At 37.0% G+C, this 18,047-nt stretch carries 16 protein-coding genes; 7 read left to right on the top strand and 9 right to left on the bottom strand.

All coding sequences use genetic code 11. From position 1 onward, the window contains the following. Positions 1-422: 422 nt before the first annotated feature. From FTU98_RS11645 to FTU98_RS11635, 3 genes are read left to right on the top strand one after another with little or no spacing between them, the layout of a single operon-like run. Complete coding sequence (locus tag FTU98_RS11645) at positions 423-1,790, top strand: MBOAT family protein (protein WP_275975234.1); 1,368 nt, start codon at positions 423-425, stop codon at positions 1,788-1,790. Continuing rightward, positions 1,777-2,856: a DUF459 domain-containing protein gene (locus FTU98_RS11640; RefSeq protein ID WP_180051452.1), complete on the top strand. Its 1,080-nt coding sequence runs from the start codon at positions 1,777-1,779 to the stop codon at positions 2,854-2,856. Before FTU98_RS11645 ends, FTU98_RS11640 begins: the two co-directional genes overlap by 14 nt. Positions 2,857-2,881: 25 nt before the next feature. Then, entirely contained in the window at positions 2,882-4,150 is a 1,269-nt protein-coding gene (locus FTU98_RS11635; RefSeq protein WP_180051451.1) for a GDSL-type esterase/lipase family protein, read from the top strand. Between the two features lie 143 nt (positions 4,151-4,293). On the opposite strand, the gene FTU98_RS11630 is transcribed toward FTU98_RS11635, so the two are convergent. After that, positions 4,294-4,980, bottom strand: coding sequence for a hypothetical protein (locus FTU98_RS11630; RefSeq protein WP_225555896.1), 687 nt, complete (start codon positions 4,978-4,980; stop codon positions 4,294-4,296). A gap of 331 nt (positions 4,981-5,311) precedes the next feature. Beyond that, positions 5,312-5,776, bottom strand: coding sequence for a hypothetical protein (locus FTU98_RS11625; RefSeq protein ID WP_180051450.1), 465 nt, complete (start codon positions 5,774-5,776; stop codon positions 5,312-5,314). A gap of 304 nt (positions 5,777-6,080) precedes the next feature. Here FTU98_RS11625 and FTU98_RS11620 point away from each other — a divergent pair, with 304 nt between their 5' ends. From FTU98_RS11620 to FTU98_RS11605, 4 genes are all read left to right on the top strand, one after another. Next, the gene (locus FTU98_RS11620) at positions 6,081-6,491 is read left to right on the top strand and encodes a transposase family protein (protein WP_180051449.1); all 411 of its coding nucleotides are present in this window, start codon (positions 6,081-6,083) and stop codon (positions 6,489-6,491) included. Further along, positions 6,439-6,909, top strand: a complete 471-nt coding sequence (locus FTU98_RS11615) for a transposase (RefSeq protein ID WP_180051448.1) — start codon at positions 6,439-6,441, stop codon at positions 6,907-6,909. Before FTU98_RS11620 ends, FTU98_RS11615 begins: the two co-directional genes overlap by 53 nt. 139 nt (positions 6,910-7,048) lie before the next feature. Beyond that, positions 7,049-7,354: a hypothetical protein gene (locus FTU98_RS11610; RefSeq protein WP_180051447.1), complete on the top strand. Its 306-nt coding sequence runs from the start codon at positions 7,049-7,051 to the stop codon at positions 7,352-7,354. A gap of 264 nt (positions 7,355-7,618) precedes the next feature. Then, the gene (locus tag FTU98_RS11605) at positions 7,619-8,203 is read left to right on the top strand and encodes a hypothetical protein (protein WP_180051446.1); all 585 of its coding nucleotides are present in this window, start codon (positions 7,619-7,621) and stop codon (positions 8,201-8,203) included. 136 nt (positions 8,204-8,339) lie between these two features. Here FTU98_RS11605 and FTU98_RS11600 read toward each other — a convergent pair whose 3' ends face one another. The 7 genes from FTU98_RS11600 to FTU98_RS11570 form a co-directional block, all read right to left on the bottom strand. After that, positions 8,340-11,576: a type I restriction endonuclease subunit R gene (locus tag FTU98_RS11600; RefSeq protein WP_218948285.1), complete on the bottom strand. Its 3,237-nt coding sequence runs from the start codon at positions 11,574-11,576 to the stop codon at positions 8,340-8,342. A gap of 83 nt (positions 11,577-11,659) precedes the next feature. Further along, a complete protein-coding gene (locus FTU98_RS11595; protein ID WP_180051444.1) occupies positions 11,660-12,136 on the bottom strand; it encodes a hypothetical protein in 477 nt (158 codons plus the stop codon). A 28-nt stretch (positions 12,137-12,164) separates the two neighbouring features. Beyond that, the gene (locus FTU98_RS11590) at positions 12,165-12,698 is read right to left on the bottom strand and encodes a DUF2939 domain-containing protein (RefSeq protein WP_180051443.1); all 534 of its coding nucleotides are present in this window, start codon (positions 12,696-12,698) and stop codon (positions 12,165-12,167) included. Positions 12,699-12,753: 55 nt separating this feature from the next. Beyond that, on the bottom strand, positions 12,754-13,809 hold the full coding sequence (locus FTU98_RS11585; RefSeq protein ID WP_180051442.1) for a restriction endonuclease subunit S: 1,056 nt from the start codon (positions 13,807-13,809) through the stop codon (positions 12,754-12,756). Next, on the bottom strand, positions 13,806-15,353 hold the full coding sequence (locus tag FTU98_RS11580) for a class I SAM-dependent DNA methyltransferase (RefSeq protein ID WP_180051441.1): 1,548 nt from the start codon (positions 15,351-15,353) through the stop codon (positions 13,806-13,808). The genes FTU98_RS11585 and FTU98_RS11580 overlap by 4 nt, the downstream gene beginning before the upstream one ends. A gap of 608 nt (positions 15,354-15,961) precedes the next feature. Then, positions 15,962-16,873 (bottom strand): ParB/RepB/Spo0J family partition protein, encoded by a 912-nt coding sequence (locus tag FTU98_RS11575; protein WP_180051440.1) that lies wholly within the window; start codon positions 16,871-16,873, stop codon positions 15,962-15,964. A 13-nt stretch (positions 16,874-16,886) separates the two neighbouring features. Then, positions 16,887-17,660, bottom strand: coding sequence for a ParA family protein (locus tag FTU98_RS11570; RefSeq protein ID WP_070153144.1), 774 nt, complete (start codon positions 17,658-17,660; stop codon positions 16,887-16,889). Between the last annotated feature and the right edge of the window lie 387 nt (positions 17,661-18,047).

Genomic DNA, 18,047 nt, shown 5'->3' with positions numbered 1-18,047 from the left:
AATAAAAGAAAGTTTTAAAATTTTCTCAAAATACTTAACTTAGCAAGATAAGTACACCATTTTATGCTGTGTCATTAAGGTGCTTATAGACATCACAATAATTGTTGCTGAGCCCTTTTTAGCTGCCTAAAGTAGAAAAGAATAATAAGAGTATCTAAAAACACGAGAAATGATCCGTGCAGTTGTATTTAACTCAGGTCAGAATTTTTTTAATATTTATGCAACAAAAACTAATTTTAATAATATTTTGTGTTATATTTTAGTGATTTTTTGTAACCAACATAAAAGCTATGTTTTCATTTTTATCAATAGAATTTGCTTTATCATTCATTCTATTCTTTTGTGTTTATTGGGCTTTTAGATGCAAGCCCCAAATTCAAAATTTAATTCTTCTTACTACAAGCTATTTAATAATCTATTTAATGGCTGGTGAATTAGCGATCTCCATACTATTTATTTTTAGTTTATTTATTTATTGCCTATCTTTACTGATGAACCGGTATTCTTCACATAAGAAAATCTTACTAATTTCAGGAATTATAATTACTTTAATCCAGTTAAGTACCTTCAAGTACTATGATTTCTTTAAACCTTTAGTTTCTGAATCTTTAGATAAACTAAATTTAGACAGCTCTGGTTTAGCTGCAAATTTAATTTTACCTTTAGGAATATCCTATTACTCATTCCAAGCGATTAGCTATTTGGTAAGTCGTTATAGAAATGAAATCGACTGTCCTAAATTAAATTTAGTCCAACTATTAATGCATTTTTCCTTTTTTGCAACGATCACAGCTGGTCCTATTGCTCGTACACAGAATGCTAAAGGATTGACAGATATTAGTGGTCAACCATGTGGAATGGGCGAACAAATTACAAAGGATCAACCACGTAAAATTTTATTTCCAAGCATAGCTTTATTGTTACTCGTCTTGGCTTTAATGAAAAAATGGTGGATTGCAGGGTGGCTAGCTGATCATTGGGTAAACCCAGTGTTCGCAAATCCAATGCAATATCATAGCTTGGAAGTATTAGCGGCAATTTATGCTTACACCTTACAACTATTTCTAGATTTCTCTGGTTACAGTGAAATGATGATTGCTTTTGGGCTGTTGTTAGGTTTTAGATTACCAGTAAACTTTAGAGCACCATTATTGGCTCATAACATACGTGACTTTTGGGATAAATGGCATATTAGTTTATCAACATGGATTCGTGACTATATTTATATCCCACTTGGTGGCAGTCGTGGTGGTTTTGCACTAACACAATTAAATCTTGTCATTGCAATGGTGTTATCAGGAATATGGCATGGCTCGGGATGGAACTTCTTTATTTGGGGTTTACTGCATGGTTTGGCATTAGTTCTACTTAATATATCCGATAGAATCTATCAATATATTTTCAAAGTAGATATCAAATCAGCCCGTGATGCTTTTGCAAAAGCGAGTTGGATTGGAAAAACAACAAGTATATTTTTCACCATAACTTTTGTTAGTTTTTGTTTTGTATTCTTCAGAGCAAAAACATTCGAAGAAGGCTTACAGGTATTTAAAGCTTTACTAAATAATTATATCAATGTCGAATGGACGAGTAATCCCTTATATTTACTAACCTTAATGACATTGGCTTGGATAGCGTATCCATTTGTTTATCGAACTTTAAGTAATTTAACCTCGCATCAAAGAGTGATACCACGATATGTATTACTAGTTCCTATTTTTGTTATTTTTATCACTATTATCATTTGTGCTCCATCTGGAATTCCTGGATTTATTTATGCAAATTTCTAATGAATCAAAAACTATAGATTATGAATATAAACTTGAGGACAAAGGGTTAGATAAGACTGATGATCACTTTCAAAGTTATACTTTTATTCTTATTACATTGATCTCTTTTGCATTTTTTTCAATTTGGATCATGCAAAATTCCGTCAATGCCTATTTTCAGCAGACTTATCATAAGGAGAGTCCTTTAGCCAAGTTAGATCAATTTGAGATATGGAAAGTAGGTGGACAGATAGGAAATCTTTTATATACCAGACATGGTCTAGAAAAAGCTGCTATTGGTCAATTAAACGAAAAAATTATCAATCAATACAATGATTACTATGCTTATACACCAGAATATCGTGCATATTTATTAAAATTAGAAAAAGAAGAAAAAATAAGATTAGCTAAAGAAGAACAAGCAAGAGCACATCAAGCCCTCCTTGATCAATTCAGCCTGAAGAGATCTGATCAGGTTTTCTTTGCTGGTGATTCATTAATGCAGGGTGTTGCACCCCATGTTCAAAAGCATTTGCAGGAAAAATTTGATATTAAGACTATTAATCTCAGTAAACAAAGTACTGGCTTGTCCTACCCTAGTTTTTTTGATTGGCCAAAGACGATTCAAGATACTATTGATGCAAATAAACAGATTAAGGTATTAGTTGTATTTTTAGGGCCGAATGATCCATGGGATATGCCCAATCCTAAAGGAGGTCTTTATCTTAAGTTTCAATCACCTGAATGGGAGTCGGTCTACCGTTCTCGTATTGCTCAAATCATTCAAACAGCTAAAAACAATCAAATTAGTGTAATGTGGTTGACTCCTCCAAATATGAAAAAAGAGTCACTAAATCAGCAGATGGTATATTTAAATCAAATTATTAGTGATGAAGTGAAAAAACATCAAGCATTTTTGATTGATTCTAGACCATTGCTAGGCGGAAAAAATGATATTTACAATGAGTATCTGATTAAAGATGGCAAATCTATTAAAATGCGTAGTGCTGATGGAATCCATTTTTCAACAGAAGGTCAGAAATTGATAGCTCAAGTTATCGCAAGCCATTTACAAGTTGTTCACTAAATTTTAAAAAATACAGGTTAAGTTTATGTTTATTAAGAAATCAATTTATTTATGTATGTTCTGTATTTTAACAATTGAATCACAGGCTCATGCTAGTAATTTGACAAATTTTAATGAACCAAATACCAACCTGTTAATGACAGCTTTTAAAAATAAATCTGTACATATTGTGCAATTTGGTGATTCTCATACTGCTGCAGATCTAATGACAGGTGCATTAAGAACTAAATTGCAAGATCAGTTAGGCAATGGAGGAATGGGCTGGGGAATGCCTATGTATTTCTCTGGGCAGCGCTTAGATCGTTACGGATACGACAACAATGGTTGGCAACCAATCTCTAGTCGACAGCAGAGAGAGCAAAATTATACTTTAGGTGGATTAATTGCTGTCCCAAAATTTAATGGAGCCAGCTTAACCATAAAAGCAAAACGAAGTGAACTTCCTCAAAAAATTACAGTGAATTTAAGACAGCCTGAAACAGATGGTAGGTTCTTAGTGAAAGATTCTCAAGGTCGTCAATTTCAACTTGAGGCGCCTATAAAAAATAATACCTGGCAAACCGTAGAGTTTGTGGCCGATCTACCTTTTACTATTACTGCTGTGAATGTAGAGCATTCTGCTATTGGTGGATGGTGGGCGAAAAATGAAAATGGTTCGGGTGCAATTATTTCAGCATTAGGAATTAATGGTGCAGAATTATCCTTTTGGAATCGTTGGAATGAAGGATGGAAAAACAATTTAAAGGCACTTTCCCCTGAATTAGTCATCTTGGCTTATGGTACCAATGAAGCTTTTGATGACAACATCGATATTGAAAAGTATAGAAATCTATTGATTTCAAAGATTGAACAAATACGCACTGCAAGTCCCCACACTGCAATTATGATTATTTCGGCACCAGAAAGTTTGAAAAATACTGTAGGCCAATGTGGTACCAGACCAGTAAAGTTAACTGCCGTACAAAATGTACAACAGCAAGTAGCACAGCAACAGCAGACACTATATTGGGATTGGCAAAAAGCGATGGGAGGGGGTTGTTCTATGAAAACATGGATTAACCGTGGCTTAGGCCGTAAAGATGGAGTACATTTCTCTCAAGAAGGCTATCAAAAACTAGGTCAAGTTTTAGCAAATGACCTGATTTCTTTTGTTGGTCAAAAAAATCAAACTGATTACTTTCCAGATAAAGAGACAAGTTTTAAACCCTTACAACAGCACCAACCTTCTGAAAACACTGGATTTGCGAGTATTTGTTTGGCAGGAAACAAAGATTGTAAAAGCATAAGTTTTTAACGACTAGATTATGAAAAGGCTCATCAAAATCGTTATGTTTGTCTAAAATTTTGATGGCTTTAAACCCATTAAATTTTTTTTGAAAAAAATAACTATTTCAAGTCTAAAGACTAGATCAACTAGTCTTTAGATAATTAAACAACTTACGATTTCACTTTTTTGCAAACTGCTGAATCGGATGTTGAATAATCTAGAGTAAAAGAATTGGAGCTACCACCTGAACCCAATGATTGGGACCAAATGCCGTAGGTGTTCTTTTTACCACTCTTAGACAAAAGATAGACAATATCGAAATTACCTGATCCCATTTGGTTTTCGCAGATTTTCTTAGATGAGATACCAGCTTTTTTTAAGGAGTTGAAAGGTTTGAAATCACAGTTTTCATGTGTTGAACCAAAACATGTTGTCTCATCCTGTGAATGGATTCCAATTATGTATGGTTCGAATAAGACTGAATCAACACCAAACTTGCCTAAACTATCACCTTGCAAAGTCAAAAGCCAGGGCATTTCATATACATGATTATCTAAGTACGTGCTTTTCACACCATTTACGTTTCCACGATATACAGCTCTTCGACTTGAGGTAACAGTCCCATCATCAAGGGTAATCTCTATATATTTTCTATCAATCCATCTAAAAGTTGTGTCATTTGCATTTGTGTACCAATTGATAGTACCCGATGCAGATGGTATAAATTTAAGAATAACTTGCCCCAACTCTTGGGATGGCAAACTTTGTAAAACAGGTGAATCAATCTTAACTTCTTCAGCTAATACAATGGTAGGCAAAACTAGACTTGTAATTAATAATATTTTTTTGAACATCATTTATTTCCGAGAATCAAAGTTTTAAAAGTATGTTATCAGTTAGAAATAAGTTTATAACTAATTAAAATTAAACTATGTCTAAAAACTATATTCAACCAGAACACTGCTTCAACGAAAGATATGCAACAAAACTGAATATTAATAAAAATTAATGAAAATAGATTTTAAATTAGACTTGTATTGATCTTTCAGCACAGTATGAGGTATAGCGAATAGTAAAATTGGGTTTATCTATTTTACTATTCGCTATTTTCTAAGTTGAAAAAATCAACAGACCACGAATTAACTTTATCAAATCTTCTTACTAAAAATTTTGGGAAGCTTCGATATATTAACAAGTTCCTTTTTTCACAATAGATAGTAGTTCTTTTTTATAACTACCAGGATCATAGACGTCTGCAATTTTACATCCTTGAGCATCACACTTTACATCGAAATCGACATGAAAACTTTTTCCAAAATTTTTAGCCTGTGCACGCACACGCCCATTTGCCAGTACTGAGTACTTTATTTGATTAGCCTTAACATCACTATCATTACCAGGAAGAAGTACTTGACGTACCCATTCACACATATCTCCTTCATGACGATCTGCAATAGCATCTCGCTTCTGAATTAATAAACGTAATTCTTTGGATGCATGTAGCTTTAATATATCAATCTCCATCAGGTCTTCATTTAGTTGATCTTTATATACTTTTTTAACAAAAGTTATCTTTTCCTGCTGAGAGGAGTTTGCATACCCTGTACCCGAAGATAAAATACATAATGCAGTTAAAAAATTTTTTAATTTCATATTTTATTAAAGTATTTAATATTAAAAAATAAATATTAATATTTATAAATCTTAAGTACAAGACAAATTTGCATATTTAAAGCATCAGATGCATACCGTTTATGGAGGACTATTAAAAATAATGACTGTGTCAATAAAATGACTAATGACTTTGAACTGGATTTCTTTAAACACCTAAAGCTATTGAGTAATGAAAATAGTCTTACTAGATGAGTTATTTTGTATAGTTCTTTAGATCTCTTTCATAAATCAAAAAACGATCAATCTCTTGCTGATTATTTGTACCTAAGAATTTTAAATATTCATGCATAATCTAGGGATGAAATACATCGACTCAAAGAAGATTTCTGAAACAGAGTTTAAGCGATACACAGGCATCTCATGGTCAACCTTTGATTTAATGGTTGAACAACTGAAAATGCATATTCCTGCTATAGGTAGACCACCCAAGCTAAGCCTAGAAGACCAAGTTCTTCTGTGTCTGAGCTATTGGCGTGAATACCGAACTTTATTCCATGTCGCAACAAGTTATGGCGTGTCAGAGCCTACTGCTTCAAGAATTGTCCACCATGTAGAGGATTGCCTCATCAAGTCCAATCTATTTAACTTACCTAAGAATTTGCCTGAAGGTGAAGGAATCGACTGGAATGTGGTGATTGTTGATGCCACAGAAATCCCAATACAAAAGTCTAAAAAAACAGAAGAAAAGCTATAGTGGTAAGAAGAAGGCACATACTTTTAAAGTTCAAGCCATCATCCATTATAGAACTCAGCAAGTTCTGAGTTTATGCACGAGTCGTGGAGCAGTGTCTGATTTCGAGCTTTTCAAACGTAACTTGAATCAGATTCCTAAAAGTGCTTTTATTCTTGCAGATAAAGGGTATCAAGGGATATATACAGTGTATCCTAATAGTCTGTTGCCACTAAAAGCAAAGAAATGCTGCAAACTAGATCTCGAGTTAAAAGTTTACAATCATGAAATAAATAAAAGAAGAATCGGGATTGAGCATGTGTTTGGGAGTTTGAAAACCTTCAGGATCCTTGCTGAACGATATCGTAATCGAGGCAAAAGATTAGGCTTAAGATTCAATTTAATTGCTGGAATCTATAACATGGAACTGAGTAAAAAATGACTTATGAAAGAACTCTTTTATACTACTCTCTGTTTATGCACGAAAGTATAATGATTAAAGTAAAAAAAGATTGTTAAAAATTGATTTTTATTATAAAAAGTATAAATCATCAATTAAATAAATTTATCTTAGGATTTATATGAAAAAGTTAGGGCTTTCTTTACTCTTTTTAGTATCAGCAAACACTTTTGCTGCAACTCAAACTTTCAAAGTAACAGACAATAATCCAAACAATTATGGTGAGGAATCAATTCAAATAAAAACAACGAAAGGTAACTTAGCTATCTATAGCATTAATTTAGATAGTTCTAAATACAAACTCCTTAGATCTCTTAAAAAAGGTGATTGTGTAACAATATTAACACCTTATAAGCTTGAAAAATATGAAAATTACTATGCCATTGATCAAATCACCTCAGTTAAAAAAGTCACTTGTCCTAAATAATCTAGTAAGATCTAATTGGAAGGTAATATTAAATTACCTTCCGATACACATCTATCATAAAGCTTGAAAAAATTAAATCTCAACCTAATGAATATAAAGTTGAAGAAAATTATCCAAAACATGAGATTTATCGCAAAGCAAAAGTTACTTTAAAATTGGTTAAAAACGAGTTTTCTGGTAAAAAGTGTAGGAAGTTACTTCAATTTTATATCTCAATGATTTATTACTTATCTATTAATAAACTTGGCAGGGTTAATACAATTAATGAATAAATTATTTCTTATAAACACAATCATGTTAAGTTTGATGCTTACAGCATGTGATAAACCTCAAACTGCTGAACAACAATCTACACAAGAGATAAAACAAGTTGCTCAAGTTAAAGCACCAACAGAAATCGAACCAAAGCAGGAAGAAGTACCAGCTGCTCCAAGTATGAGTTATGAAGCATTATATGTTTCTGAGAGTGCTGTAGGCTATGATGACCTTTTTGTATTACAGGATATCCCTGATTCAATGTCAAAAGCTCTAATTTATCAAACAAGAGCTGGTCAACATAATATTATGGAAGAAGTAGTTGAAGATCCTGAAGCCATAGGTTATGTAGATGTTGAACGAGCTTACAAATTTGGTAATAAGTACGTTTTAATAGTTTCAACCGGTGAAAATGGCACTAGTTGTCCTGCAACTACATATGCTTTTTCTTATGATATAAAATCAGAAAGTGTAACAGGAAAAACAATAATAGAAGGCTGTTCAGAAGTAGTTGAAGCTTTTGCAGACGGCAATAAGTTGACCGTCAAAAAAGAGGATAAACCAACTATTATTTATAATGGCGAAGTGAAATAATTGTAAGCATTTCAGCTAACCCATCTCACTAAGTTATCCTATAAGCCTTAATTTGGTTCCCACTTAAAACAAGTGGGGACTTAATATATGTACAAGATCCTCAAGTGAGTACTAAAAGGTGCGATCAAATACCCTATCATTTTGAACTGGAAAGCTCTTCAGCCAACTGCTCAGCCTGTTCCAATACAGTTTCTGTTGCCAATAAAGCCATATCAGGTGGATAGCCATACTTCTTCAGTAATCGCTTTACAATCACTCGTAGTTTAGCTCTCGCAGCTTCCTTGATCGTCCAATCCAAAGTCACATTCTTACGAATGGAATCAGTGAGTACGACTGCAAGCTCTCTCAATATGTCTTTCTGCATCAATTCTCGAGCACTGTCGTTGTCTGCTACTGCTGAGTAGAACGCATATTCGTATTCAGTCAGGTTTAGTTCTTCAGCCAGTTTGTCAGACTCCTGAATTGTCTTAGCTAACTTGATCAGTTCATCAATAACTTCTGCTGCAGTGAGTACCTTGTTCTGATAACCCTTAATTGCAGAACTCAACATATCCATGAGCTTCTTACCTTGGGTGACGCTTCGTTGTTCACGTACCTTAATCTCATCACCTAGTAACTTCTTAAGTGTTTCAAGCGCAATGTTTTTGTGTTGGTAGCCTTTCATCTCTTGCATAAACTCATCAGAGAGAATCGAGATATCTGGTTTCTGAATCCCTGCAGCATCGAAGATATCTACCACTTGCTCTGTGACCAAGGCTTGGTCAATGGTTTGCTTTACCTTGGCTTCAAGCTCAGCATTACTCAGCCCTGAGATCTTGCCTGATCCATCACTAAACTTTGCAAGTCGTGCTTTGATTGCTTGGAAGAAAGCAACCAATGGGGCAACCTCCATCGCATGTGGGTGTGGTACAGCTAATGCGAATGCCTGTGACATCGCTGTGACTGCTGTCAGGAAGCGTGTCTTCCCTTCTCCTTGATCTACACCAAGGATATGCTCTTCCGCTTCCAAAATGATATTGAGCTTACGAGAAGTATCTGCAGTAAAGTACTCTTGGTAATTAAAACCATGCATAATGCCATCAAGCACTTCTAGCTTCTCTTGTAAGATTGTTGCAGCTTCATCCTGCACCAATGCAGGATCACCTTTACCACCTGCTTCCGAATAAAACGATAAGGCTTCTTTCAAGTCAGATGCGATACCAAGATAGTCCACAACCAAGCCACCAGCCTTGTCTTTATAGACACGGTTGACTCGTGCAATCGCTTGCATGAGGTTGTGACCTTTCATTGGTTTGTCGATGTAAAGGGTGTGCATACTTGGTGCATCGAAACCAGTCAGCCACATATCACGAACAATAACGAGTTTAAGCTTATCATCATTGTCTTTCATACGATCTGCTAAGCGTTGGCGTTGTTGCTTAGTCGTATGATGTTTAGCAATCACCTCACCATCTGAGGCACTTGCAGTCATCACAACTTTGATTACACCATCATTCAGATCATCACTATGCCATTCTGGTTTAAGTTTCACGATCTCATTGTAGAGATCAACTGCAATCCTGCGGGACATGCTGACGATCATGCCTTTGCCTTGGTTTGCATTGGCTTTAAGACGCTGCTCAAAGTGTTCTACGATGTCCTTTGCAATGGCTTTGATACGTTCTTTACTGCCGATCAGACCTTCGACTCTTGCCCACTTTGCTCGTTCTTTTTGGGTTTGGTTTAACTCATCTTCAGTGAACTGATCGTCAAACTCTTCAATCAGCTCTTTGCCTTCTTCACTAATGGCAATCTTAGCTAGGCGGCTTTCATAGAAGATCCGAACTGTCGCACCATCTTCAACTGCTTGTGAGATGTCATAGATATCCACATAGTTACCAAAGACTGCAGGTGTGTTGACATCAGTCTTCTCAATTGGTGTTCCTGTGAAACCAAGATAAGTCGCATTAGGGAGTGCATCACGCATGTACTTGGCAAAACCATAGACAGTACGTTTACCTACAACCTTGCCCTCATCATCTTTGACATCGACTTCCTTTGCATTGAAGCCATACTGTGAACGATGCGCTTCATCTGCAATCACGACAATGTTGGTTCGGTCTGACAGTTGCTCGTAGACGCTAGTGCCATCATCGGGTTGGAACTTTTGGATGGTCGTGAAGATCACGCCACCTGAACCCACCTTGAGTAACTCTTTGAGTTCTTCTCGGCTGTCTGCTTGTCGTGGTGTTTGTCTAAGGAGTTGGCTTGATGCAGCGAATGTACCAAAGAGCTGATCATCTAGATCATTACGGTCAGTGATCACAACTACCGTTGGGTTATCCAAAGCCAAGACAATCTTGCCTGTGTAGAAAACCATAGACAAAGACTTACCTGAGCCTTGGGTATGCCATACCACACCGGCTTTCTTGTCACCGACTGCTTGTTGTTGAACGAGCTCCTGCTTACTTCTGCCTTGATGTTGCATAGCAACCTCTGCAGATTTTGAGTCCGAGTTCACTGCAGACGCACGAATGGTTGAGAGGACTGCTGCATTTACTGCATAGTACTGATGATATGCAGCCATCTTCTTGATGGTCTTAATGGTGATTAAGCCATTGCTGTCTTCATGCTTCGTTGATTCATAGACAATGAAGTGTCGAATCATGTCAAGTAGTGTGACTGGATTCAGTAAACCATGAATCAAGACTTCTAGCTGTGCCTGTGTCTTCTTAGCTTTGGTTTGACCATTGCTTGTCTTCCACGCCATATAGCGACTGAGGTCTGCTGATACAGTACCTGCTTTCGCCTCTAAACCATCAGAGATGACGTTGAAGGCATTGTAAGTAAACAAGCTAGGGATTTGGCTTTGATAGGTCTGTATTTGATTGTATGCACCTTCTACTGTGGCGTTCTCGTCTGTTGCATTCTTGAGTTCAATCACTACCAAAGGTAAGCCATTCACATACAAGAGAATGTCTGGTCGTCTTGTCCAGCGATCTTCTTTGATGGTTACTTGATTGACGACAAGGAATTCGTTATTGGTTGGATTCTCAAAGTCAATCAACCAAGCATACTCACCTTGAGTGTTACCCTCTTTGCTCACCTCAATGTTAATGCCCTCAGTGAGCAGTCGGTGGAATGCTTGGTTATTACTGAGTAGATCAGGGGATTGAATATTGGTGACTTGCTTTAGTGCTTCAACACATTTGTCTTCACTGAGATGTGGATTCAAATGCTTTAATGCCTTAAGCACTTTAGATTCTAAGATGACCTGCTTATAGCTTCGTAGATGATTAGATCCCTTGGATTCAATCTCAGGGCCATACACATAGGTGTAGCCCAATCCCTCTAGTTGCTCTATTGCCATCAGCTCAATATCTGATTCGGTCATCTTAGTCACTTGATTACTGCCCCCTAAACTTATCCATATAACCTGGACTCATTAATTTTTATATGATGTAAAGCTGAGAAACCTTATTCATCGTCCTGCACGTTATAGCCATACTTCTGCACAGCATTCTCAATAGAGCCCTCAAACTTATGGCAAACATATAGATAGAGTTCAGCATCTACCATCAGTACTCCAGGAACACCTAAACCATCATTGAGTGGAATCAGAGTCTTTTGTGAACCAATCTGAACTGTTGGTCGTTGGTATGAGCAATTCACAGTGACTTTATGTGGCGATCTATTCCATTCAATTTTCTTGGCTTCCCACTCACGACTACCGCCCAGCAAGGTGATTTGAATCTTGGATTCAGTCGCTGTCTTATTCAGTTGTTTGTAAGAGACAAACTTGGCGACTGAACAAGGAGAGTGATAACAGGTTTCTATGACTTTACCTTTTTGTATGCCGCTATGATTGAATTTAGCCGGTGCTGCTTGAACGGTTGCAGCAAAGCTAACTACAGCAATCAAGCCAAATCCCATTTGAATCATGCGCTTTATCATTCTGTTTTTCCTCTTTGTTCTCTTTTACTTAATCCATTGGAACTACAATCTTGTTCACTTTCCAACTCAAACCATCACGTACCATTTTTACCGTGACAGCTTTGGGGTCATTCGGATCTTGGATCACCACTTCAAAGTCACTGTATGAGGTATAGCGAGTTTTGTACTCGGGTTGATCTTCTTCTTTGGTTTCTGTTGTTGAAGTTCCCTGTGATGACTGTGCTGCATCCTTAAGGTCTTTGCCTTGCATCATCATGGTCATCCCTTCAGGTGTGACAAAACCATCAATCATCTTATCTACCATGGTAGATGCAAGCATGGCACCTAGTGCTGCGAAACCATCATCTTTATGGTTTGCCATCTCTTTCATCATCATGGCATTCATTTGGTCTTTAAAGCTCTGACGCACACTTGGATAGTCAATGTACTTGGACACCTTCTCGCTATCACCTGCTTGTGCAGCATTCTTGATGTTATTGATGGCAATGTATGGTGAAGCATACAAGTATCCACAGATCACCACGATTAGGGCGATGACTGCCCCTATAATCTTCTTATTCAATTCAGCCCCCTGAATGTAAAAAAGGTGAAGCCATCAAATGACTTCACCTCAAATGTTATGCAACTTCTTCTGTTTGGTATTGGACTCTGACTTCACCGCTCATGAGCTTAGGCAGTAAGGTATCTCTTAGTTGTTCAAGTGTTTGGATTTGATGTTTATTGGCTTTTACTTTGAGCATCCAGTCTTGTGCTATTTCCTCATACTCATTCACCAATTTTTCAGGTGGTAACTGTATCTCTAATCCATGCACATGATTACGATTTAATGAGGGTACTGCTGAACCTGAGTTAAATGACTCAAGATCCAAGTACTTCAAGTAAAAGTAGCTAAAAATCAATGTACCAAGCTTAAACTCTTTAATAAAGAGCGTTGTATTCAAAGGCCATGACTTCTCCAGTGAGATGTAAACTCCCCCAATTGAACCACTTCGTCCGGTGATTACCGTCGGATACTCCACTTGATAGGCATTGATATTGTCATTAAGCCCACTAGCTGCATATAGAGGATAATCCCCCTTAATTCGCTTAGAGCTAGGTAAGTCATAGCCTCTTTGTAACACAAAGATATCTTCTACTTTTCCTTGAACCCAATCCTCCTTCGCTTCCTCAATAAACCATTGACGAAACAGTGTTTCAGCCATGGCTTCCAAAGTCTTGTTCTGACGATGTAGTAAGTCGATCTTGTCATCTAACGATGATAGAACTGAGGCTATGGCTTTTTGTTCAGGGAGAGGTGGTAAAGCTACTTGTTGATTGTAAGCAGTTTCTCTATTTAATCCTGGAACGGCACTATCTTCGTTTAACTCCTCCAAGCCCAAAGTTTGGAGCATGTAGTAGAGGAATTGGAAATTGTACTTCTCAGGTTGAGGCGTAATGTAGTATGCGGTATCAATACAGCAAAAGGGCTCTGCTGAATAGTAAACCTTACCAACTGTACCTTTACGACCGACGATAATACCTTCGCTATTAACCTGGAAAGTATCGTGAGTTCCTGTTAGACCAGCTGAGCTATAAACAGGGACATTACCTGGTTTTCGATGTTCAGCCTTAAGGGCTTTACCATAATTTAAGGTAATCAATTCGCCTAACTTAAGTAACTGCCACTCGCTCATATAATCACCTTTGCCAAGTTCTCAGCAATGGCTTGATTGAGCTTAGCTTCCTCAGCAAGCTGTGATTCAAACTCAGCCTTTAAGCTTGTAAAGCGTTCCTTAAAGTCGAACTCATCTTCCTCATCAGCTAAACCAACATAACGACCTGGTGTCAGTACATAGTCAAGCTCATCCACTTTCTCAAGTGGTACAGATGCACAGAAGCCTGCAACATCTTCATACTCACCACCTTTGTTACGCCAGTTGTGGTAAGTGTCAGTAATCAGCTTAATGTCTTCATCAGACAAGACTTTGGTTCTGCGGTTAATGAGATGTCCTAAGTTACGAGCATCAATGAACAGAATCTCATTGCTACGATCTTGGTACTTAGTTGAGTTTGCACGATCACGACGCATAAACCATAAAGCAGCAGGAATCTGCGTGTTTAGGAACAGCTTAGCAGGTAGGTTCACAATACAGTCAATGACATTGGCTTCTGAAACCAAGGCTTTACGAATCTCACCTTCACCACTGGTTTTAGAGGTTAATGCACCTTTAGCAAGAACAACACCTGCCTGACCTTTAGGACTCATGTGATACAAGAAATGCTGCATCCATGCGAAGTTAGCATTGCCTGCAGGTGGTGTACCTAGAGACCAACGCGCATCACCGACGAGTTGTTCACCACTCCAATCAGAGACGTTGAATGGTGGGTTAGCAATGATGTAATCCGCTTTAAGGTCTTTGTGTGCATCATTCAGGAATGAACCTTCAGAGTTCCATTTCACATGCTCTGAGTTAATGCCACGAATGGCTAAGTTCATCTTAGCGAGTCGCCAAGTAGTTTGGTTACTCTCTTGACCATAGATCGAGATGTCATCGACTACACCTTGATGAGACTCTACGAACTTCTCAGACTGTACAAACATACCTCCTGAACCACAGCAAGGATCGAATACACGTCCTTTGTATGGCTCAAGCATTTCTACCAATAAACTCACGATAGACTTAGGCGTATAGAACTGTCCACCTTGCTTACCTTCAGCTAAAGCGAACTCACCAAGGAAGTACTCGAATACGTGTCCTAGAACGTCGGCAGAACGATCTTTCGCATCACCTAGGGCAATGTTGCCAATGAGGTCTATCAGCTCACCTAGGCTCGTAGGATCGAGATTTTGACGTGCATAGACTTTAGGTAGTACACCTTTGAGCTGAGGGTTCTCATTCTCAATGGCTTCCATTGCATCATCTACGATCTTACCAATGGTGACTTGCTTTGCTTGGTTTAACAGGTATGACCAACGTGCAATCTCAGGAACGAAGAATACGTTGTATGCGGTGTATTCATCACGGTCTTCAGGATCAGCTCCGGCAAACTCTCCCTCACCTTCAACCAATAAGTTGTAGTGAGCTTCAAATGAGTCAGAGATGTACTTGAGGAAGATCAAGCCAAGGACTACATGCTTGTACTCAGCAGCATCAATGTTCTTACGAAGTTTGTCTGCAGCTTTCCAAAGAATGACCTCAATGGGTTCTTGTTTGGTTTGCTTTGGAGCACGAGCCATAGATTTGTCCTGTAATGAATGGGTTATCTAGTTTTAGTTAAGCCAATAGTACCCAATAATACGCTCGTGTGTAAGTATTGATACGTCATTTCTTGTCGTACAATTTAAGTATTAAAAAAGTGTAGCAAGTTGCTACACTTTTCAGGCTAATCACAAACCCCACTTTAGCGATCGTTAAAGTGGGGGTATTTTCCAAACTTACATCGCTAATTCATTGTTATTTACTTTTAAGCGTATTGATGGCTAAAAAATACAATAAAAATTAACTTCGATAAGTGCAAGGCGTTTTCTTCAAGTTTTGTACTGTAACTGACAGTAAACATTGCTGCGTTACTTGCATAACAGTGACCGTATAATTATTTTAAATGACCAAACTTCGTTCAACCGCTTCCTTATCAGAACAATAAGATACACGACACGTTAATGAATGAAATTGAGATAATCGCTTTGTCTATTTTACGTATAAGATGATTTTTAGGAATAAACTCTTCTAGCGTAACCATATCAATTTCAGTTTGGGTGGTATAATTTTTCGCATGTGATAATTATAAAAAATTCTCACGTAAGTGTGAGAATTTTATGAGCAAACTGAAAAGTGTAGCAAGTTGCTACACTTTTTCACTTTTCTGAATAAGCTGTTTTAAAAAATCTTCTAGTTGTAAAAGACTAGCTTCATCAATTTCTGAAATTTTAAGAGAGATCTTGAGCTGTTTTTGATTCAGTTTGATATTTCCAGCAACCTTACCATCATATTCGATTTTTCTTACCACTGATGTCGTGGTTACTTTTTCTGGATCTTGACTCAATAGTTTTTCAGCATAAGAAGTAACTTTGCTTTGCTCCAGTTTTTTTTCTTTTAATTTCTCCCAAGCACCGAGTAAAGCTGTTTCCGCCTCCGAAAGTTGCTCTATATGATCCGACAAAAATTTCTTGAACGCTGTTGCAGCAGTACGGCCGACTAGACCTGGCTCCAAATCTAGGTCATTCAACATTGCTTTAGGCAGCTTTTCATACGATAGATATTTGTACATATCTTCGCGATTTAAACCCAATGAATTAGCTAAACGTTGCTTGTTCTTCTTCAACTTTTCATCAAGTGAGTTCAAACCAATAAAAATTTCATAATCTGTCAGATCTTGACGCTTTAAATTTTCAGCTAGTGTTAACAAAGATGCTTCTTCATTATTAGCATCAATGATAATGGCTTCAATCACTGACTTGCCGAGTAACTGATGCGCCCGTAAGCGTCGCTCGCCTGCAATCAGTTCATATTTCAGATTATCAAGTTTGCGCACTGTAATGGGCTGCAAAAGGCCGATTTCATTAATAGAATCCGCCAGTTCTTTTAATTGAGAATCTTCAAATACTTTACGCGGTTGGTTGGGACTGCGACTAATATCCTCAATAGGAACATTACGTCTAAATTCTTTTAGCTCTTTAATATTGTCTTTCTGTGCTAGCTGATGTTTTTCTGTATTTTGTTTCAATTTTTGAGCTAAAAGCTCTTTAGTGCTCGCCATAATACTCTCAGGTTTATACTTTCGCTACAATTTCATAAGCAAGGCTTTCAAAAGCCTTACGTACTTTCGAATTTTTCTCAACTTTCAAAAGTGGCTGTTGCAGAATCGCTGCTTGATTAACTTTAGTACTTTGAGGAATGGTAGTTTCTAAAATTTTGCCTACCTGTTTTAAAGCTTCATCCCGAATCAATTTACAAACATTCTGACGTTCATCATGTTTAATCAGTAAAGCGCCTAAAAGCTCTAAATTTGGATTAATACGTTTTATCTTTTCAAGATGGTTTAAAAGATCTGTTACCCCATACAGTCCATATTGTGATCCAGATTCGATAGGGATAATGACATGTGTTGATGATGCTAAGGCATTACTAGTTAATAGTTTAAGACTAGGTGGGCAATCAATTAATATGAAGTCGTAAAGATCTTTTAACAGTTCTAGCTTGATGCTTAATTCTTCTGAAGGACGAGGAGCTTCTTCTTTAAGCTGGTCTTCAGTTTTTCCTAAATTTAATGAGCCATAAATTAATGATACTTTTTCAAAGTTTGTTTCTTCTTGTAATGCATCAGCTAATAATGAAATATCACCAACGAGTAATTCTGCTGAAGTAACAACAATTTCGCTTGGATGTTGGATCCCAATGTGTAAACTTGCGTTTGCTTGAGGATCTAAATCAATGACTAAAACTTTGTTGCCAAGATTTGCAAGTTCAGAGGCTAGATGTACAACGGTCGTTGTTTTGCCACATCCACCTTTGTGGTTAGCAACCGTAATAATTTTTGCAGACATACGTGTCAGATGCTTCCGTATTTGAATGTTTAACAATATAAATAACTTTCACTCATCATACTATAGTTTTTAAATTTATAAATCTTATTTGTTTAGGTGTAAAACAACTTAAAAAACTAATTTTTAAATAAGCTAGCTTAATTAATAATTAGTATAATTATTTATTTAGCTAATTAATAATTAAGACTGTTTTTTTATTATATAAAACAAATGCTTATAAGTTTAAAAGTGGAGGGCTTGTCACCGTAAAGTGGAAGGTTTGTCACTCAAAGGTGGAAGGTCTGTCACTCAAAGGTGGAAGGTCTGTCACTCAAAGGTGGAAGGTCTGTCACCGTAAAGTGGAAGGTCTGTCACAAGAGTGGAAGGTTTGTCACTACTATTTTTAAA

Source organism: Acinetobacter sp. YH12211, assembly GCF_013418015.1.
GTDB classification, from domain to species: Bacteria; Pseudomonadota; Gammaproteobacteria; order Pseudomonadales; family Moraxellaceae; genus Acinetobacter; species Acinetobacter towneri.
The sequence above is the reverse complement of the archived record's forward strand: the minus strand, read 5'-3'. Positions and strand labels throughout refer to the sequence as shown.

Bases quoted from the DNA above. Each gene is read 5' to 3' on its own strand.
- FTU98_RS11635 (WP_180051451.1), top strand. From the start codon at position 2,882: ATGTTTATTAAGAAATCAATTTATTTATGTATGTTCTGTATTTTAACA.
- FTU98_RS11630 (WP_225555896.1), bottom strand. From the start codon at position 4,980: ATGATGTTCAAAAAAATATTATTAATTACAAGTCTAGTTTTGCCTACC.
- FTU98_RS11600 (WP_218948285.1), bottom strand. From the start codon at position 11,576: ATGACCGAATCAGATATTGAGCTGATGGCAATAGAGCAACTAGAGGGA.
- FTU98_RS11605 (WP_180051446.1), top strand. From the start codon at position 7,619: ATGAATAAATTATTTCTTATAAACACAATCATGTTAAGTTTGATGCTT.
- FTU98_RS11645 (WP_275975234.1), top strand. From the start codon at position 423: ATGGCTGGTGAATTAGCGATCTCCATACTATTTATTTTTAGTTTATTT.
- FTU98_RS11595 (WP_180051444.1), bottom strand. From the start codon at position 12,136: ATGATAAAGCGCATGATTCAAATGGGATTTGGCTTGATTGCTGTAGTT.
- FTU98_RS11620 (WP_180051449.1), top strand. From the start codon at position 6,081: ATGCATAATCTAGGGATGAAATACATCGACTCAAAGAAGATTTCTGAA.
- FTU98_RS11640 (WP_180051452.1), top strand. From the start codon at position 1,777: ATGCAAATTTCTAATGAATCAAAAACTATAGATTATGAATATAAACTT.
- FTU98_RS11575 (WP_180051440.1), bottom strand. From the start codon at position 16,873: ATGGCGAGCACTAAAGAGCTTTTAGCTCAAAAATTGAAACAAAATACA.
- FTU98_RS11610 (WP_180051447.1), top strand. From the start codon at position 7,049: ATGAAAAAGTTAGGGCTTTCTTTACTCTTTTTAGTATCAGCAAACACT.
- FTU98_RS11580 (WP_180051441.1), bottom strand. From the start codon at position 15,353: ATGGCTCGTGCTCCAAAGCAAACCAAACAAGAACCCATTGAGGTCATT.
- FTU98_RS11570 (WP_070153144.1), bottom strand. From the start codon at position 17,660: ATGTCTGCAAAAATTATTACGGTTGCTAACCACAAAGGTGGATGTGGC.
- FTU98_RS11625 (WP_180051450.1), bottom strand. From the start codon at position 5,776: ATGAAATTAAAAAATTTTTTAACTGCATTATGTATTTTATCTTCGGGT.
- FTU98_RS11585 (WP_180051442.1), bottom strand. From the start codon at position 13,809: ATGAGCGAGTGGCAGTTACTTAAGTTAGGCGAATTGATTACCTTAAAT.
- FTU98_RS11615 (WP_180051448.1), top strand. From the start codon at position 6,439: ATGCCACAGAAATCCCAATACAAAAGTCTAAAAAAACAGAAGAAAAGC.